Annotated in this window: 12 protein-coding genes; 5 read left to right on the forward strand and 7 right to left on the reverse strand. The window is 65.9% G+C overall.

Annotation, left to right across the window (positions count from 1 at the left end; genetic code table 11):
* Positions 1-59: 59 nt before the first annotated feature.
* Genes FJU31_RS00780 through FJU31_RS00795 form a run of 4 tightly spaced genes read right to left on the reverse strand, consistent with a single transcriptional unit; the run spans position 60 to position 4,634 of the window.
* Positions 60-1,277, reverse strand: coding sequence for an ABC transporter permease (locus tag FJU31_RS00780; protein ID WP_108770083.1), 1,218 nt, complete (start codon positions 1,275-1,277; stop codon positions 60-62).
* 20 nt (positions 1,278-1,297) lie between these two features.
* Positions 1,298-2,599: an ABC transporter permease gene (locus FJU31_RS00785; protein ID WP_150453081.1), complete on the reverse strand. Its 1,302-nt coding sequence runs from the start codon at positions 2,597-2,599 to the stop codon at positions 1,298-1,300.
* Positions 2,600-2,609: 10 nt separating this feature from the next.
* Positions 2,610-3,332: an ABC transporter ATP-binding protein gene (locus FJU31_RS00790; protein ID WP_150453082.1), complete on the reverse strand. Its 723-nt coding sequence runs from the start codon at positions 3,330-3,332 to the stop codon at positions 2,610-2,612.
* A 24-nt stretch (positions 3,333-3,356) separates the two neighbouring features.
* Positions 3,357-4,634: an efflux RND transporter periplasmic adaptor subunit gene (locus FJU31_RS00795; protein WP_150453083.1), complete on the reverse strand. Its 1,278-nt coding sequence runs from the start codon at positions 4,632-4,634 to the stop codon at positions 3,357-3,359.
* A gap of 203 nt (positions 4,635-4,837) precedes the next feature.
* On the opposite strand from FJU31_RS00795, the gene glmS reads away from it, so the two are divergent.
* Positions 4,838-6,676 carry a glutamine--fructose-6-phosphate transaminase (isomerizing) gene (gene glmS / locus FJU31_RS00800; protein ID WP_150453084.1) on the forward strand — a complete coding sequence of 613 codons (1,839 nt, stop codon included), beginning with the start codon at positions 4,838-4,840 and terminating at the stop codon, positions 6,674-6,676.
* A gap of 442 nt (positions 6,677-7,118) precedes the next feature.
* Here the strand turns inward: glmS and FJU31_RS00805 are convergent, their stop codons facing one another.
* Both FJU31_RS00805 and FJU31_RS00810 read right to left on the reverse strand, forming a co-directional pair.
* Entirely contained in the window at positions 7,119-7,514 is a 396-nt protein-coding gene (locus tag FJU31_RS00805) for a hypothetical protein (protein ID WP_150453085.1), read from the reverse strand.
* A gap of 765 nt (positions 7,515-8,279) precedes the next feature.
* Positions 8,280-9,092: a lysozyme inhibitor LprI family protein gene (locus tag FJU31_RS00810; protein WP_150453086.1), complete on the reverse strand. Its 813-nt coding sequence runs from the start codon at positions 9,090-9,092 to the stop codon at positions 8,280-8,282.
* A gap of 475 nt (positions 9,093-9,567) precedes the next feature.
* Between FJU31_RS00810 and FJU31_RS00815 the strand changes: the two genes are divergently transcribed.
* The 3 genes from FJU31_RS00815 (at position 9,568) to FJU31_RS00825 (ending at position 12,497) form a co-directional block, all read left to right on the forward strand.
* Positions 9,568-9,936 carry a hypothetical protein gene (locus FJU31_RS00815; protein ID WP_150453087.1) on the forward strand — a complete coding sequence of 123 codons (369 nt, stop codon included), beginning with the start codon at positions 9,568-9,570 and terminating at the stop codon, positions 9,934-9,936.
* A 52-nt stretch (positions 9,937-9,988) separates the two neighbouring features.
* On the forward strand, positions 9,989-10,450 hold the full coding sequence (locus tag FJU31_RS00820; protein ID WP_204324091.1) for a DUF2846 domain-containing protein: 462 nt from the start codon (positions 9,989-9,991) through the stop codon (positions 10,448-10,450).
* Between the two features lie 97 nt (positions 10,451-10,547).
* Positions 10,548-12,497, forward strand: a complete 1,950-nt coding sequence (locus FJU31_RS00825) for a PEP/pyruvate-binding domain-containing protein (RefSeq protein ID WP_150453088.1) — start codon at positions 10,548-10,550, stop codon at positions 12,495-12,497.
* 39 nt (positions 12,498-12,536) lie between these two features.
* Here the strand turns inward: FJU31_RS00825 and FJU31_RS00830 are convergent, their stop codons facing one another.
* A complete protein-coding gene (locus FJU31_RS00830) occupies positions 12,537-13,010 on the reverse strand; it encodes a hypothetical protein (RefSeq protein WP_150453089.1) in 474 nt (157 codons plus the stop codon).
* Positions 13,011-13,307: 297 nt separating this feature from the next.
* Here FJU31_RS00830 and yddG point away from each other — a divergent pair, with 297 nt between their 5' ends.
* Positions 13,308-14,258, forward strand: a complete 951-nt coding sequence (gene yddG, locus FJU31_RS00835; protein ID WP_150453090.1) for an aromatic amino acid DMT transporter YddG — start codon at positions 13,308-13,310, stop codon at positions 14,256-14,258.
* Positions 14,259-14,368 lie beyond the last annotated feature (110 nt).

Here is a 14,368-nt window from a genome sequence, read left to right on the forward strand (position 1 = left end):
CGGCGCTACCGTCACCTTCCCAATATAGCCAAAGTCAGGACGCCGCAAAGGCCGACCGCTCACGCCCCCCGGGTGGCAACGGCCGGCGGCACGGCGGCGGCGCGGCGGGCCGGGCCGAACACCGCGACCTGGCCCAGCACCCACAGCAGCACCGCGCCCAGCGGCAGGTACAGCAGCGGCATGCGCGGCAGCTCGTACATGTTCATCAGCGCCAGGTTGATCGCGTACGCGGCGAGCATGCCCAGCACGATGCCCAGCGTGGCCAGCAGGAAGTTCTCGGTCTGGAAGTAGCGCAGGATCTGCCCGCGGGTCGCCCCCAGTGCACGGCGGATGCCGATCTGCTTGCTGCGCTGCTGCACCCAGAAGCTGGCCAGGCCGATGATGCCCAGTGCGGTCACCACCAGCAGGGCGATGGACACCGTCACCAGCAGGCCGACCATGGCGCGGTCGTTCTTGAAGTAGTCGTTGCGCTGGTCCTCGTAGGTCTTCTTGTCGCGCATCAGGCGATTGGCATCGTTGCGCTCCAGCGCGGCGACGGCGGCCTTGAGCACTTCATCGCGGCGCTCGGGAGCGGTGCGCAGCATGTAGGTGCCGCCTTCGTCGAAGCCGCGGCGCAGCGGCATCAGCATCGACTCGTTCCAGTTGTCGTCCCAGCCGGTGGGCGTGGTCAGGGTGTCGACGATGCCGACGACATGCAGCGGCTGCTTGCCCATGTAGTAGGTCTTGCCCAGCGCGCTGCCGTCGGGTTCCATCTTCGCGGCGGTAGCCTGGCTGAAGATCACCGGGACCGCCTTGTCCTTGGAACCGGCCTTGGAGACCACGGCGTAGTCCATGTATTCGTCGGGCAGGAAGTCACGCCCGGCGATCACGTTGATGCCCATCGTGCGGATGCCATCCTCGGACATCGTGTACATCGATGCCTCGGTGGTCGGCCGCTCCTGGTCCTGCTGGCGCTGGATGCTGCTGCTGGACGAGCCGCTGCGGAACGGCACCTGGTTGATGATGGTGGCGCCGGTGACGCCGGGGATCGCGCGCAGCGACGCCAGGTCCTCGCGGGTGCGGGCCATGCCGTTGGTCTGCTTACCGATGCCGCTGACGCGGACCATCACCAGTTCGTTCTCGGCGATGCCGCTGGGCATGCTGATCTTTTCCACGCGTTGGCTGACCAGGAACAGCGCGTTGCAGACGATGGCGCAGGTCAGGGCGACTTCCAGCACGATCAGGGCGGCAGCGGTCTTGTGCCGGCGCAGGGTGCTGAGGATGGGGCGGATGTCCATGTGTGTCCTCGTTCCGGTACTTACTGCGACTTGAGCTGGATGGCCGGGGTGACCTGCATCGCGCGCCAAGCGGGCAGGAAACCGGCAGCAAGGCTGGCAAACAGGGTCAGGCCGATCGCCAGCAGCAGCATGCTGCCGTCCAGGTGGGCCAGCTTGGCGTAGTCCACGGGCTGCTGGCGCACGGCGAACAGACCGAGCAGGGCCACGCCGATGCCGAGCACGCCGCCGACCACGCCCACTGCACCGGCTTCCACCAGGCACTGCAGGAAGATCTGGCCACGGCTGGCACCGAGCGCGCGCCGCACGCCTATCTCACCGCTGCGGCGCAGGAACTTGGCCAGCAGCAGGCCCACGGTGTTGACCAGGCATACGCCTAGGAAGCCCAGCGCCAGCCACAGCTGCAGGCGCACATCGCTGGGCACCGCACCGTTGAAGTCCAGCCACTCCATCACGTTGCGCAGGCGCACGTTCGGCGGGCGCTCGAAGCGGCCGGCCTCACGCTGCTGGCTGGAGTAGTTTTCCAGGTAGCGGCGGTAGTCATCGGCCTTGCCCGGATCCATCTCGGCCCAGTACTGCAGCCAGGTGCAGGGCGCGTTCACCGAATAGCTGTCGCCGTCGGGGTTCTCGCCGAAGCAGTTCATGTTGCCGTTGCTGCCCAGCTTCAGGTCCATCGAGGTCGACATCGGCAGCAGCAGATCCTCGTCCTTGCCGAAGCTGCCGGTGGTGAGGTCGAAGAACTGCGGTTCGGGATTCCACTCCTTCATCACGCCGACGATGCGGAAGCTCTGGCCATCCATGCGGATGTCCTTGCCGACGCTGTTGCCGCCCTGGTACAGCTTGTCGTTCAGGGCCTTGGAGATGACCACCACGCGTGCGCGGCCGTCGTCGTCCTGGCGGGTCCAGGCACGGCCGTACTGCATCGGCACGTCGAACATCGGGAAGAAATCAGCCGAGGTCCAGCGCGTATCGATCGAGAACGGCTGCAGGGTGCTGCCGTCCGGCTCGATGGTGCCGCCGCCGCCGCTCATCAGCGCCTGGCGCTCGGCCTTGGCTTCGCGCAGCAGGGCTTCGCCATCGAAGCGGGTCATCTGCGAATTGGGTTCCTCGCCGGGCACGTAGCCACCGCGTGGGCCCGGGTCGAGCTGTACGTAGAACAGGCGATCGCTCTTGTCCGGGATCGGATCGCCGGAGAGCACGTGGAAGACGGTCAGGGTGGTCATCGAGGCGCCGATGCCCAGCGCGATGGCAACCACCATCAGCGCGGTCAGGACCTTGTTGCGGCGGAAGCTGCGCGCCGCCAGTCGGGCGTAGTAGGCGAACATGGTCGGGCCCTCACTCGTTGACGGCGACGATGCGGCGCGGGGTGGCCAGCACCGGCTCACGCACCAGGTCGGTGACCTGGCCATCGACGATGTGCACGTTGCGCTGCGCGCGTGCGGCCAGTTCCGGGTCATGGGTGACCATGACGATGGTGGTGCCGGCCGCGTTGATCTCTTCCAGCAGCTCCATCACGCCACGCGCCATCTGCGTGTCCAGGTTGCCGGTCGGTTCGTCGGCCAGCAGCAGGCGCGGGCTGCCGGCCAGGGCGCGGGCGATGGCGGCACGCTGCTGCTGGCCGCCGGACAGTTCGTTGGGGTAGTGCTTCATGCGCGAGCCCAGGCCCACCTGGTTCAGCGCCTTCTCGATGCGCTCGCGGCGCTCGCCGGCGCCCATCCTGCGGTAGCGCAGCGGCACGTCCACGTTGTCGAACAGGTTCAGGTCGGGGATCAGGTTGAAGCCCTGGAAGATGAAACCGATCTTCTGGTTGCGCATGCGGCTGCGCGCATCATCGCCCAGCGTGCTCACGTCCTCGCCGTCGAGCATGTAGGTGCCGCTGGTGAAGGTTTCCAGCAGGCCGGCGATGTTGAGGAAGGTGGTCTTGCCTGAGCCGGACGGACCGGTGACGGCGACGAATTCGCCTTCCTTGACCTGCAGTTCCAGCGAGCGCAGTGCGTGGGTCTCCACCTGTTCAGTACGGAAAACCTTGGCGACCGAACGCATTTCGAGCATGTACATGGGGTGTCCTCTCTCCAGGATGTGTCAGTTGACGGAGACGCGTTCGGCGTCCTTGAACAGGTCGCTGCCGGAGACCACGATGCGGTCGCCCGGCTGCACACCCGACTTGATTTCCACTTCGCCCAGGCTGCTGACGCCCAGTTCCACCGGTCGGCGCACCGCGGTGCGGCCGTCCATCACGTAGGCCACGCCGTTGCCCTGCTCGACGAACGGGCCGCGCTCGACCTTCATCACGTTCCTGCGGGTATCGAGCAGCACGCGCACTGACATGCGCTGGCTCTGGCGCAGGCCTTCCGGCTGTGCGGCGGCGAAGCGCACGCGGGCGTTGACCTCGCCGTTGACCACTTCCGGCGAGACCGCGCTGATCTCACCCGGGAACGGCTTGCCGTTGCCGCCGGTCAGCTGCGCCGGCATGCCGATCGCCAGGTCACGGGCGAAGCTTTCGGGCACCTTGATCTCCACTTCGAACTTGGACAGGTCGACCACGCCCAGCACCGGCGCATTGGCCGCCAGGTTGGTGGCCTGGGTGGCCTGCACCTGGCCGACCTGGCCGTCGAACGGGGCGCGCAGGGTCAGCGCATCGACCTGGCGCTGCACTTCAGCCACCACCGCCTTCTGGCGGTCGGCCAGCAGGCGCTTGTTGCGCGCGTCCAGGTCGGCGCCCTGGCTCTGCAGGCGCGCATCGGTGGTGGCGTTGGCCAGGGTGATGTCGGCCTTCTTCAGGGAGTCCTGGGCCTTGGCCAGGTCGATCTGCGGCACCGCGCCGCCGTCGTAGCCGCGCTGGTAGCGCTGCAGGTCGCGGTCGGCGGCCTGCCGTTCGATGCTGGCCTGGTCGGTTTCCTTGCGCGACTTGGCGCGGGCGAGGGTGGCGTCCAGCGCGGCGCGGCTGGCCTCGGCTTCCAGGCCGGCCAGGGTGGCCTGTTCCTGGGCCAGCTTGCTGCGCAGTTCCGGGCTGTCGATGATGGCCAGCTCCTGGCCCTTCTTGACCACGTCGCCGGCCACCACCTTCAGGTCCACCGTACCTGCGGAAATGGCGTACAGGGTCGGGCTGTTGGCGGCGATGACGCGGCCGTCGGCGGCGATGTCGCGGACCAGGTCGCCGCGCTGCACTTCGGCGATGCGCACCCGGCTGCTGTCGAAGGAGCGGCTGGCGTTGGACCAGGCATGCACCGCCCAGCCGATGGCGGCCAGCAGGGCGATCGCACCCAGGGCCGGCCAGCGGTAGCGCTGCCAGGCGGCACGGGGGGCGCTGGCAGTGGGGGCGGAAACGATATGGTCCTGGGCAGAGGTGTCGCGGATCATCGGGTGCGTGCCTTTCTGTGGTGCAAAGAACCAAGCACGCTCCGTGCCAACTTTTTTCAAAGTGATTTCAATGGCTTGCGGTATGGCTCCCCGTGTCCGGGTGTCCGCGGACACCGTTGCGGACACTTTCATTAAGCGGACAGGAGGGACGGAGTGGACAGCCACGCTAGAATGCCGCGACCGTCTTCAAGGAATAGCGCGACATGTGTGGAATCGTGGGTGCGATCGCTGATCGCGATGTGGTGCCGATGCTGATCGAAGGACTGAAGCGGCTGGAGTATCGCGGCTACGACTCGTCCGGCATCGCGGTCATCGACCAGGCTGAGCACGCAGATGTGCGCCGTGTGCGACGCACCGGCCGCGTTTCGGAAATGGCCACCGCCGCCGAGGCCGAAGGTTTCAAGTCCCAGCTGGGCATCGGCCATACCCGCTGGGCCACCCATGGCGGGGTGACCGAGGCCAATGCTCACCCGCACATCAGTGCCGGCGTGGCGCTGGTGCACAACGGCATCATCGAGAACCACGAAGAGCAGCGCGAGAAGCTGCGCGCGCTGGGCTACACCTTCGAGTCGCAGACCGACACCGAAGTGATCGCCCACCTCATGCACCACCACCTGAAGGGCGGCGACAGCCTGCTGGGCGCGCTGCAGCGCACGGTGAAGGAACTGACCGGTGCCTATGCGCTGGCCGTGGTCAGCCGTGCCGAGCCGGACCATTTCGTCTGCGCACGCATGGGCTGCCCGCTGCTGGTCGGCCTGGGCGAAGGCGAGAACTTCGTCGCCTCCGACGTCTCGGCCGTGATCTCGGCCACCCGCAAGGTGATCTTCCTGGAAGAGGGCGACACCGCCGACATCCGCCGCGATGGCGTGCAGGTGTTCGACGAGCACGACCAGCCGGTCGAGCGCGACGTGCACCTGTCCGACGTGTCGCTGGCCTCGCTGGAGCTGGGTCCGTACCGCCACTTCATGCAGAAGGAAATCCACGAGCAGCCGCGTGCGCTGGGTGACACCCTTGAAGCGGCGATCGACGCCGGTGGCTTCCCGGCCGAGCTGTTCGGCAAGAATGCCGAGGCCGTGCTGGCCGGCATCGAAGGCGTGCAGATCCTGGCCTGTGGCACCAGCTACTACTCGGGCCTGACCGCGCGTTACTGGATCGAATCCATCGCCGGCCTGCCGTGCAGCGTGGAAATCGCCAGCGAGTACCGCTATCGCGCCGCGTATGCCAACCCCAAGCACCTGATCGTGACCATTTCCCAGTCCGGCGAAACGCTGGATACGATGGAAGCGCTGAAGTACGCCAAGTCGCTGGGCCACACGCACACGCTGTCGATCTGCAACGTACCGGAGAGCGCGATTCCGCGTGCCAGCGAGCTGGTCTGCTACACCCGCGCCGGCGCCGAGATCGGCGTGGCGTCGACCAAGGCCTTCACCACCCAGCTGGCCGCGCTGTTCCAGCTGACCGTGGTGCTGGGCAAGCTGCACGGCCGCGTCGATGCTGCACAGGAAGCGGATTACCTGGAGCAGCTGCGCTTCCTGCCGGGCAGCGTGCAGCACGCGCTGAACATGGAGCCGCAGATCGCGGCGTGGGCCGAGCGCTTCGCCCGCAAGAGCAGCGCGCTGTTCCTGGGCCGTGGCCTGCATTACCCGATCGCGCTGGAAGGCGCGCTCAAGCTCAAGGAAATCTCCTACATCCACGCCGAGGCCTATCCGGCCGGTGAGCTCAAGCATGGGCCGCTGGCGCTGGTGGACGAGGACATGCCGGTGGTGGTGATCGCGCCGAACGACAGCCTGCTGGAAAAGGTGAAGTCGAACATGCAGGAAGTGCGCGCCCGCGGTGGCGAGCTGTTCGTGTTTGCCGACCAGGACAGCAACTTCAACGAGTCCGAAGGCGTGCACGTCATCCGCACCCCGCGCCACGCCGGCGTGCTCAGCCCGATCGTGCACACCATTCCGGTGCAGCTGCTGGCCTACCACACCGCCCTGGCGCGTGGCACCGACGTGGACAAGCCGCGCAACCTGGCCAAGAGCGTTACGGTGGAGTAAGCGGTGAGGGCCGTCCGGCGCGATCCGCATCGGTAGCGCCGGGCCATGCCCGGCGGGGGGCGGTGTGCTGGCGACGCATTTGGCCGTTGTGCTCATTCCATGGAAGAACGAGCTGGAACCTCGTGCCTTGGCGTGCCCCCTCCTTGCGCCTGCCCGGCCCGGCAGAGGGTGGCACTTGATCGTCCTGACCGCAGGCACTAACCTGCTCCCAACACACCCGCCACGCCTCTGACGCGCACCGCCGCGACATGCTCAAATTGGCGGGTTTTTTTATGCCCGCTGTTTTGTACGTCAGGATGACCCGATACGTAAAGCCGCCTCTTTCTGTGAGCAGCCTAGCGCGTGTGTACGGCTTCGGCGTCGACAATGGATGGGATACGCATCCTTTGTGGCGCCCATGACGGACCGGGGGTAGCGCCGGGCCATGCCCGGCGGAATGCCCTCAGGCCGCATGCACCTGCACATCCACATACTCCGACAAGCCACGGCAGGCCAGCAGCAGGCCCTCGCGCACATCGTTGCCGACCTGCTGCGCTTCGTCGCCGTCCACGCGCACGCGCTCGCTGGCGTGCAGCAGTTCCAGCAGCACGGTCAGCCCGGCGTTGGCCCGGTTGATGCGCGCCAGCGCCATGCACTGGCCGATGCTGCGGCCGGTGCGGTGCAGCGGCTGTCCATCGGCGGCGTCCACCTGGCGGATGCGCTGCAGGCTGCCTAGCAGGGTGACGCCTTCCTGCTGGGCGGCAAGCGTGGTTTCCAGCGGCTGGGCAAGTTCTTCGGGCAGTGTGTTGGCGGCTTCGCCCAGGGTGGCGAACAGATACGGGTATCGCGTGGTGCTCATGTCGGCTTCCTTCTGCATGCGGCAAAGAAGCCACCCGGCTGACTTGACGGCGAGGGTGGCGGACGGTGCGTGGTTGCAATACCGGTGAATCACCTAGCGAAAAGCCGGCGGGCACGAGGCCCCCACGCACCGCCCGCCATAGGTGCGCGGGCAGAATGCCTGCCGGCGCCACCCACAGGGGGTGGGCGACGCCGGCAGACAAGCGTAACCGCTAGGTAGTTCAAACGGGATTGCAAGCCCGTGCCACCCTTTTCCGGTGGCGGTCCATGTTTCGCATGGATGGCCTTGGCCGCCAATGAGAAAAGTTGGAAAGATCGAAAGATGTGCAAATAGTCGATTTGTTGCATGCGCAGGGCGTGGCGTGCCGATTGCGACACTCCATTCCGGCATGGCACCATCTGCGCACGCTGCTGCACGCATCACGGAGGAGGGCGCCGACAGACACGCGTGACCGCCGCCCGTGCCACCACAGTGCGCGGGTGTCCACGGCGGCGAGCCCTTCCTGCTCTCGACCAGGTCAGCAACTTCATAAGATCAAGAGGCGTGCGTGTAACCCGCTCCTCGCATTGATGCGGACAGAAACTGCTCAGCCGGGCCAAGGGCATGCCAGTGGAACAAGGAATGGCCGAGCGTGGCAGGGCAAAGGCGCTGTAGCCTTCGCTTGTCTTCGCTGCTCGGTTCTACCTGCGCTTGTGGGCACGTTGCTCAGGGGAGCTGGGGTCCTTCAGTTCGCTGTACCCAACGTGTTGGCCGACGTGGAAAGGATCATCTGCGGATCTCGAAGATCCGCGTCTCCGTCATCTTGATGTGACAATCAATGACATCAACGCGGTCCAGCGTGTCTTCTGTATCATCTGATTCGAGGTTGATCGTTCCGCATTGATCTGTCTTTGACGTTATCCAGTCGCGTTGTGTAGCAAGTCCAGTTGCCTGCAGGTGTTTGGGAAGTATCCGCCAAAGCTTGTTCAGCTCCCCATCTCTGGCGTGATAGCGCTTCAGTGCATCCTGCAGTATCAGGTGGCGGCCGTTGACGGCGAGTGTCGTGATGATGTGCAGCGACCATGGGCCATTGAAATCGGACTGATGGACCTTGATGGATCCTCCGTCAATTTCGCGGGCATTGAACGAGAAGTCCTCAAAATAAACTGAGCTGTCGCCAAAACGTCCCTTTCCGTTGTCGAGAACGCGCATCTTTTGATATTGATTTCTCTTCATAACGTCCGAAACCTGGGCGGGGATTTCAATCTTGAGCAATGCCCGGCAACGCAGAGTTCTCTGCCTGGTTCCATCTCTGGAATTACTCGCGGCAACGGTCTCGACCTGTTCCAACGTGATTGGAGTGGAGCCAAGCTGGTCGGAGTATGCAGCGAGAGGCTTGTTGTCGAGTTTGGATGGTGGATATATGTAGTCGCTGTACGTGTATCCGCTGGCGGTGCGACGAATGCTCTCGATTGCGGCTGTCAGGACATCTTCGCGATTGCACCTCAGTTCTTTGGGATTGCCATCTTTTCCTGTGCATCCGGAAGTGAGCGTTGAGCTTGCGATGGCGGTCAGAAGCAGTAGTTGACGGGTATTCATGGTCTAGGTGCTGATCTTCATAATTTGGAGTTTTCGGCGCATTGGCATATGCATCGAAGGACTGTGCGGAGGCCGAGATCGCCTGTGCTGCCGGGGCTCTCGTCGAATCAACGCTCGTTTGAACTTCGGTCCTTTGACAAGGGGAATTGCGCGCGCAGATTGCGAGGAGGGCGCCAACACCGGCCGAGGTGCTGTGCCGTAGCTTGCAGTGAAGCTCGGGAGCTGACGGGGCAGATGCTGCTGGCGGTGGATGGAAAAAGGGAGATGGCGTCGTGGGAGTGTTGAAAGCGACAGAATGCGCAGTCATCTTCGCGCTCGCCTGAGTGACTCAGCATCGAGGCGCAGTCGCTTCGGAAACCTTGGTGAGGCGGGTCATGCCCTGTCAGACTGAGCAAGAAAAGGCGACGACCGCCACCTTTTTTCATTCCAACATGGCACCATCTGCGCACGCCGCTGCCCGCATCACGGAGGATGCATGCGCCACCTCTCGCATTTCGATCTGCTTGCCAACCTGCGCAATGGCCGCAGTGTCGAGCAGTTGCTGTCTGGGCGATGGGAGGGCGATGTCGAGGTGATCCGCTTTCTGGGCATCGACCGGGACCGGGATGGCCGCTGGACTGTGCGGCTGTATGAGGTGGCCGACGTGGGGACGCCGGACTATCTGGATCTGTACAGCTTCCCGGACGTGTCGGAAGATCCGGAGGATCTGCCGAGCGCGACCTTTTCAAGCATCGAGCCCGCGCTTGAGTACGCGTGCAGCGCGCTGGGCGCGGACCTGCAGCGCTTCGTGAATCAGGGCGTGGCCGAATCGGAGTACATCGACGCCTACCACCCGCAGTGGTGAGGCTGACCAGGTTTCATTCCGCGTGCAGGGCACGCATTACAGGGGGCTGTAGATGAGCAAGTGGCACGTGGTTGCAATGGCAGCGGCGATCAGCCTGCTGTCCGGGTGTGCGAGTGTTCCGATGTCGGACAAGGGCCAGGTAGACGTGGCCAAGAGCTTCCCGGTTCCGGAGGAGGGCAAGGCGGGCGTGTACGTCTACCGCAACTCCTTCGTCGGCCAGGCGCTGAAGAAGGATCTGCGCATCGATGGCGAGTGCCTGGGTGAGACGGCCAACAAGGTGTTCTTCTACACCCTGGTGCCGGGCAACCAGGAGCACGTGATCTCCACCGAATCGGAGTTCTCGCCCAACGACGTCAAGCTCTACACCGAGGCGGGGCGCAACTACTTCATCCAGCAGTCGATCAAGATGGGCGTGTTCGTCGGTGGCGCCAAGCTGACGGTGATGCCTGAGGCCGAGGGCCGCCGCGAGGTGGCGCAGCTGAGCCTGGCCCAGCGCGGGCGTTGCTCGAAGTGAGGTAGGCGGGCCGTTCAAGGTGGCGATGGCTGATGGGCCATCGCCACCGGAGCGCGTACCCTGTTGTCTCCGTAGCGGTATCAAGGACCGATCCCGTATGAATACCTTCTGGCACCGCGCGATCCTGCTGTTGCTGCTGGCCTGCGCCACACCCGCGCTGGCACAGACCGCACGCAAGCCATCGGCGTATGAGCATCGCCCTGACGCGGCACAGCAACCGGCCGAAGGGTCGGACTATCTTCCGCGCATCGACAGCCGCGCACAGTTCATGCAGATGGCCCGCGTCTACAACGCTGGCACGGCGCTGGAAATGCCGCATCTGATCTTCGTCATCGACCGGCGCGAGAACGGGCGCATCTACTACGTCAACACGCGTCGCCACGGCCTGCACGAGCAGTTCGTGCGCCAGCAGCGGCTGCTGCGCTCGATGGACAAGGCCATGGTGAACGCGCAGTACCGCGACCCGCAGCGGCGCTTCCTGTTCGGCACCGTGGCCTGGCAGCAGGATCTGCCGGGATACACCTACGAATTCTGGGAAGGCGACCAGCTGACCGCGCCGCTGTTGCGCGAGGCCGATGCAGGGCTGCGCGCCTCGTTCGCCGATCCGATCCGTTTCAAGACCAATTCCACCGCGCATGAGCAGCTGGCGGGCGAGATGAAGCTGGCCTACGTCAGCCAGGAGGCCCTGCTGCGTGAGCAGCGCTTCCTGCCGCTGAACACCGGGAAGGCGGAGGGGCGCCTGCGCATCGTCCGCACGGAGGCGCAGCTGGCCACGCTGTCGCCGCGCGACATTCCGGTGCTGGATGAGGTGCCGATCGCGCTGGCCCCGGTCGCCGGGCTGGTGACGCAGCGGCCGTCGACCCTGCTGTCGCACGTCAACCTGCTGGCCAAGGGCTGGGGCATTCCCAACGTCTACGTGCGGGATGCGCAGGACGCGCTGCGCCACCACGACGGGCGCTGGGTGGCGCTGGAGGTGACCAGCAGCGACTACCGGGTGACCCCGCTGGCGCGGCCGCCACGCACCCCATCTGCCACTGCCGCACGCCCACCGCAGCGCAGCCTGCCGCGCCCGGACCTGGCCGTGGTGGCGCTGAAGCCGCTGCAGGCGCTGCGTGCACGCGACAGCCCGCACTGCGGGGTGAAGGCCGCCAACCTCGGCACGCTGCGTGCGGTGCTGCCACCGGCGGCACGGGTGCCCGATGGCTTCTGCGTTCCGTTCTCGCACTACCAGGCCATGCAGCAACGGCTGCAGATACCGCAGCGCCTGCGCGAGCTGCAGCAGCGGCCGGGGTTCAACAGCGACCCGGCGGTGCGCCGTGAAGCGCTGGCGTCGCTGCGTCTGCAGATCGAGAACGCGTCCGCCGATCCCGCCTTCCTGCGCACGCTGGAAAACCAGTGGCGTGGGCAGTTGAAGGGCGCGCCGGTGTTCGTGCGCAGCTCGTCCAATTCCGAGGATCTGCCGGGTTTCAGCGGGGCAGGGTTGTACACCACGGTGCCCAACCTAACCCGCATGGAGGCGGTGGCCAAAGCGGTGCAGACGGTCTGGGCGTCGGTCTACAACTTCGAGGCCTACGAAGCGCGCACGGCGGCGGGACTGCCGCAGGATGCGGTGGCCATGGCGGTGCTGGTGCAGGTGGCTGCACCGTCGGACAGCGCCGGGGTGATGATCACCCGCGATCCCTTTGATGCCGCACGCCGCCACATCACCTACATCTCGGCCAAGCGTGGGCTGGGCATCCGGGTGGTGGAAGGCAGGCGACAGGCCGAGCAGGTGATGTACTCGTCGTGGTCGAAGGCGGTCCAGCTGCTGAGCCGTTCGGCCGAAGACACGCAGCTGGTGGCGCGTGCGGGTGGCGGTGTGCGCGAGGTGCCGATCACCGGTTCGCGGCAGGTGCTGACCGATGCACTGATCGCGCGGTTGGCGCGCATTGGTAGCCGCACTAAGCAGGCGCTGGGCGGTGCCGACCAGGACATCGAATGGGCCGTGGTCGGCGATGAGGTGCTGATCCTGCAGTCGCGCCCGTATGTGGAGGGAAGCGCGCGCTAGCCCTGCCAGGACAGGGCCACCGCGCACTCCACGGGTCGCTTACGGTTCCTGGTAGTCGCGCTCGTCGTAGGCGCCATACACCAGGCAGGTCAGCTGTGCCGATCCATCCTGGGCGATCGACAGCACACCCATGCTGGTATCGCGCTCGGGCTTCCTGCCCAGCTTGGAGGCGTTGCGCACCGCTGCGGCATTGGCCGAGAGCTTGCTGGTGTAGCTGGCCCCCAGGTCACCGTCGGGATCGATGTAGACCGAGAACGAGCGGACCTGCAGCCCGAACACGGTGAACGGCACCGGCGGCTTGATCGGTTCGTCGGTGCCATCCAGGTTGACCGACAGGCCGGCCAGCGCCTTGGCGGCGGCATCCGGGTCCGCGCGGCATTCCAGTGCCGCCTGCAGCGTGGGTGCCAACTTCTGCCACTGCGCTGCGTCGATGGTCGTTGCGGCATGCGCCGTGGAGGCGGCCAGCAGGGCGGCGAAAATCGGGGCGAACATCCGGGTGGGGATCAATGTCATGACAGCCATTCCTTTGCGTGGGGACGGGAATTCTACGCAAAGGAGAGTGGATGAACAGGAGCATATTGCGGCGCAACATCGAAAGCGTACAATCCGCTTCGGCCAGTCGGCTGCTGTAACCCGCCTCCCGCCGTACCCCCCTGCAACGCACAGTGCCGGGGCGTTCCGGGGACGACGCTACGGACCAGCGTACTCCCCAGGACCCACGCGTCCGCATGAGCTTCCTGTCCCGCTGTCGGGGCCGGGCGCATCGCTGCGCGTGCCTTTCAACCGATCGCCTTCTGTTGTCGTCGCCCCATGTACGGCTTCCGCGCCCTGCGCGCCTCCGCGTCCCCCCATCTTCCGACCCTCATTGGTGCCAGCGCCGTGCTGCTGTGGAGCCCGGTCCTGGGCATGCTGCGCACGATCAGCGAAATCTTCGGTGCGGTCGGTGGCGCCGCGCTGGTCTTTACCGCCGCTGCGGTGTTCTCGGCGCTCATCCTGGGCGTGCCGCGACCCGCGCAGCTGCCGCGACGCTACCTGCTGATCGGCGGTGCGTTGTTCATCGGCACCGAGATCTCGCTGTCGCTGTCCATCGGCCTGGCCCACCACCGTGGGCAGGCGCTGGAACTGGTGATGATCAACTACCTGTGGCCGTGCCTGACGGTGCTGCTGACCGTGCTCACCCGCATGCAGCGCGGCAACTGGCTGCTGCTGCCGGCCACCGTGCTGTGCCTGCTGGGCGTGGTGCTGGTCATCACCGGCGAAGGCACATGGTCACCGGCGATGCTGCTGGCCAACCTGCGCAGCAATCCGCTGGCCTATGCCTTGGCGCTGGCCGCCTCGTGCATGTGGGCCACCTATTCGCTGGTGACCAAGCGGATCGGCGGTTCGCGCAACGCGGTGCCGTTGTTCATGATCGCCACCGCCGCGGTGCTGTGGCTGAAGTACGCGCTGGGCGATGCGCCGCCGCTGCACCTGCACTGGGGCGGGCTGGCCCAGGTGGCCGTGTTCGGCCTGCTCACCGCCACCGCCTATTCGTGCTGGAACCATGGGCTGCAGCACGGCAACGTCACCTCGATGGCGATCTTCTCCTACTTCGCCCCGGTGCTGTCGGTGCTGTGGAGCAGCGTGTGGCTGTCGCTGCACCCGGGCATGGGCTTCGTGCAGGGCGTGGCCTGCGTGACCGCAGGCTCGCTGCTGTGCTGGTGGGCGACCCGCGCGCGGCCGTTGCCGCCCCCGGTGCCGCCGGCCGCATACACGGCCTGAGCCTCCGCCTGGCGGCTTGCCGGGCGGGGCTCGACTTCCCTTTGTGGGCAGTCACTTGCGGGTGGCTGTCGCTGTCTTGCTGCACCGCATGATGTGTCAGTTCCATGACG

This window comes from Stenotrophomonas cyclobalanopsidis (assembly GCF_008710035.1).
GTDB lineage: Bacteria > Pseudomonadota > Gammaproteobacteria > Xanthomonadales > Xanthomonadaceae > Stenotrophomonas > Stenotrophomonas cyclobalanopsidis.

Coding starts and splice junctions, on each gene's coding strand:
- FJU31_RS00780 (WP_108770083.1), bottom strand. CDS start 1,277: ATGGACATCCGCCCCATCCTCAGCACCCTGCGCCGGCACAAGACCGCT.
- FJU31_RS00785 (WP_150453081.1), bottom strand. CDS start 2,599: ATGTTCGCCTACTACGCCCGACTGGCGGCGCGCAGCTTCCGCCGCAAC.
- FJU31_RS00790 (WP_150453082.1), bottom strand. CDS start 3,332: ATGTACATGCTCGAAATGCGTTCGGTCGCCAAGGTTTTCCGTACTGAA.
- FJU31_RS00795 (WP_150453083.1), bottom strand. CDS start 4,634: ATGATCCGCGACACCTCTGCCCAGGACCATATCGTTTCCGCCCCCACT.
- glmS (WP_150453084.1), top strand. CDS start 4,838: ATGTGTGGAATCGTGGGTGCGATCGCTGATCGCGATGTGGTGCCGATG.
- FJU31_RS00805 (WP_150453085.1), bottom strand. CDS start 7,514: ATGAGCACCACGCGATACCCGTATCTGTTCGCCACCCTGGGCGAAGCC.
- FJU31_RS00810 (WP_150453086.1), bottom strand. CDS start 9,092: ATGAATACCCGTCAACTACTGCTTCTGACCGCCATCGCAAGCTCAACG.
- FJU31_RS00815 (WP_150453087.1), top strand. CDS start 9,568: ATGCGCCACCTCTCGCATTTCGATCTGCTTGCCAACCTGCGCAATGGC.
- FJU31_RS00820 (WP_204324091.1), top strand. CDS start 9,989: ATGAGCAAGTGGCACGTGGTTGCAATGGCAGCGGCGATCAGCCTGCTG.
- FJU31_RS00825 (WP_150453088.1), top strand. CDS start 10,548: ATGAATACCTTCTGGCACCGCGCGATCCTGCTGTTGCTGCTGGCCTGC.
- FJU31_RS00830 (WP_150453089.1), bottom strand. CDS start 13,010: ATGACATTGATCCCCACCCGGATGTTCGCCCCGATTTTCGCCGCCCTG.
- yddG (WP_150453090.1), top strand. CDS start 13,308: ATGTACGGCTTCCGCGCCCTGCGCGCCTCCGCGTCCCCCCATCTTCCG.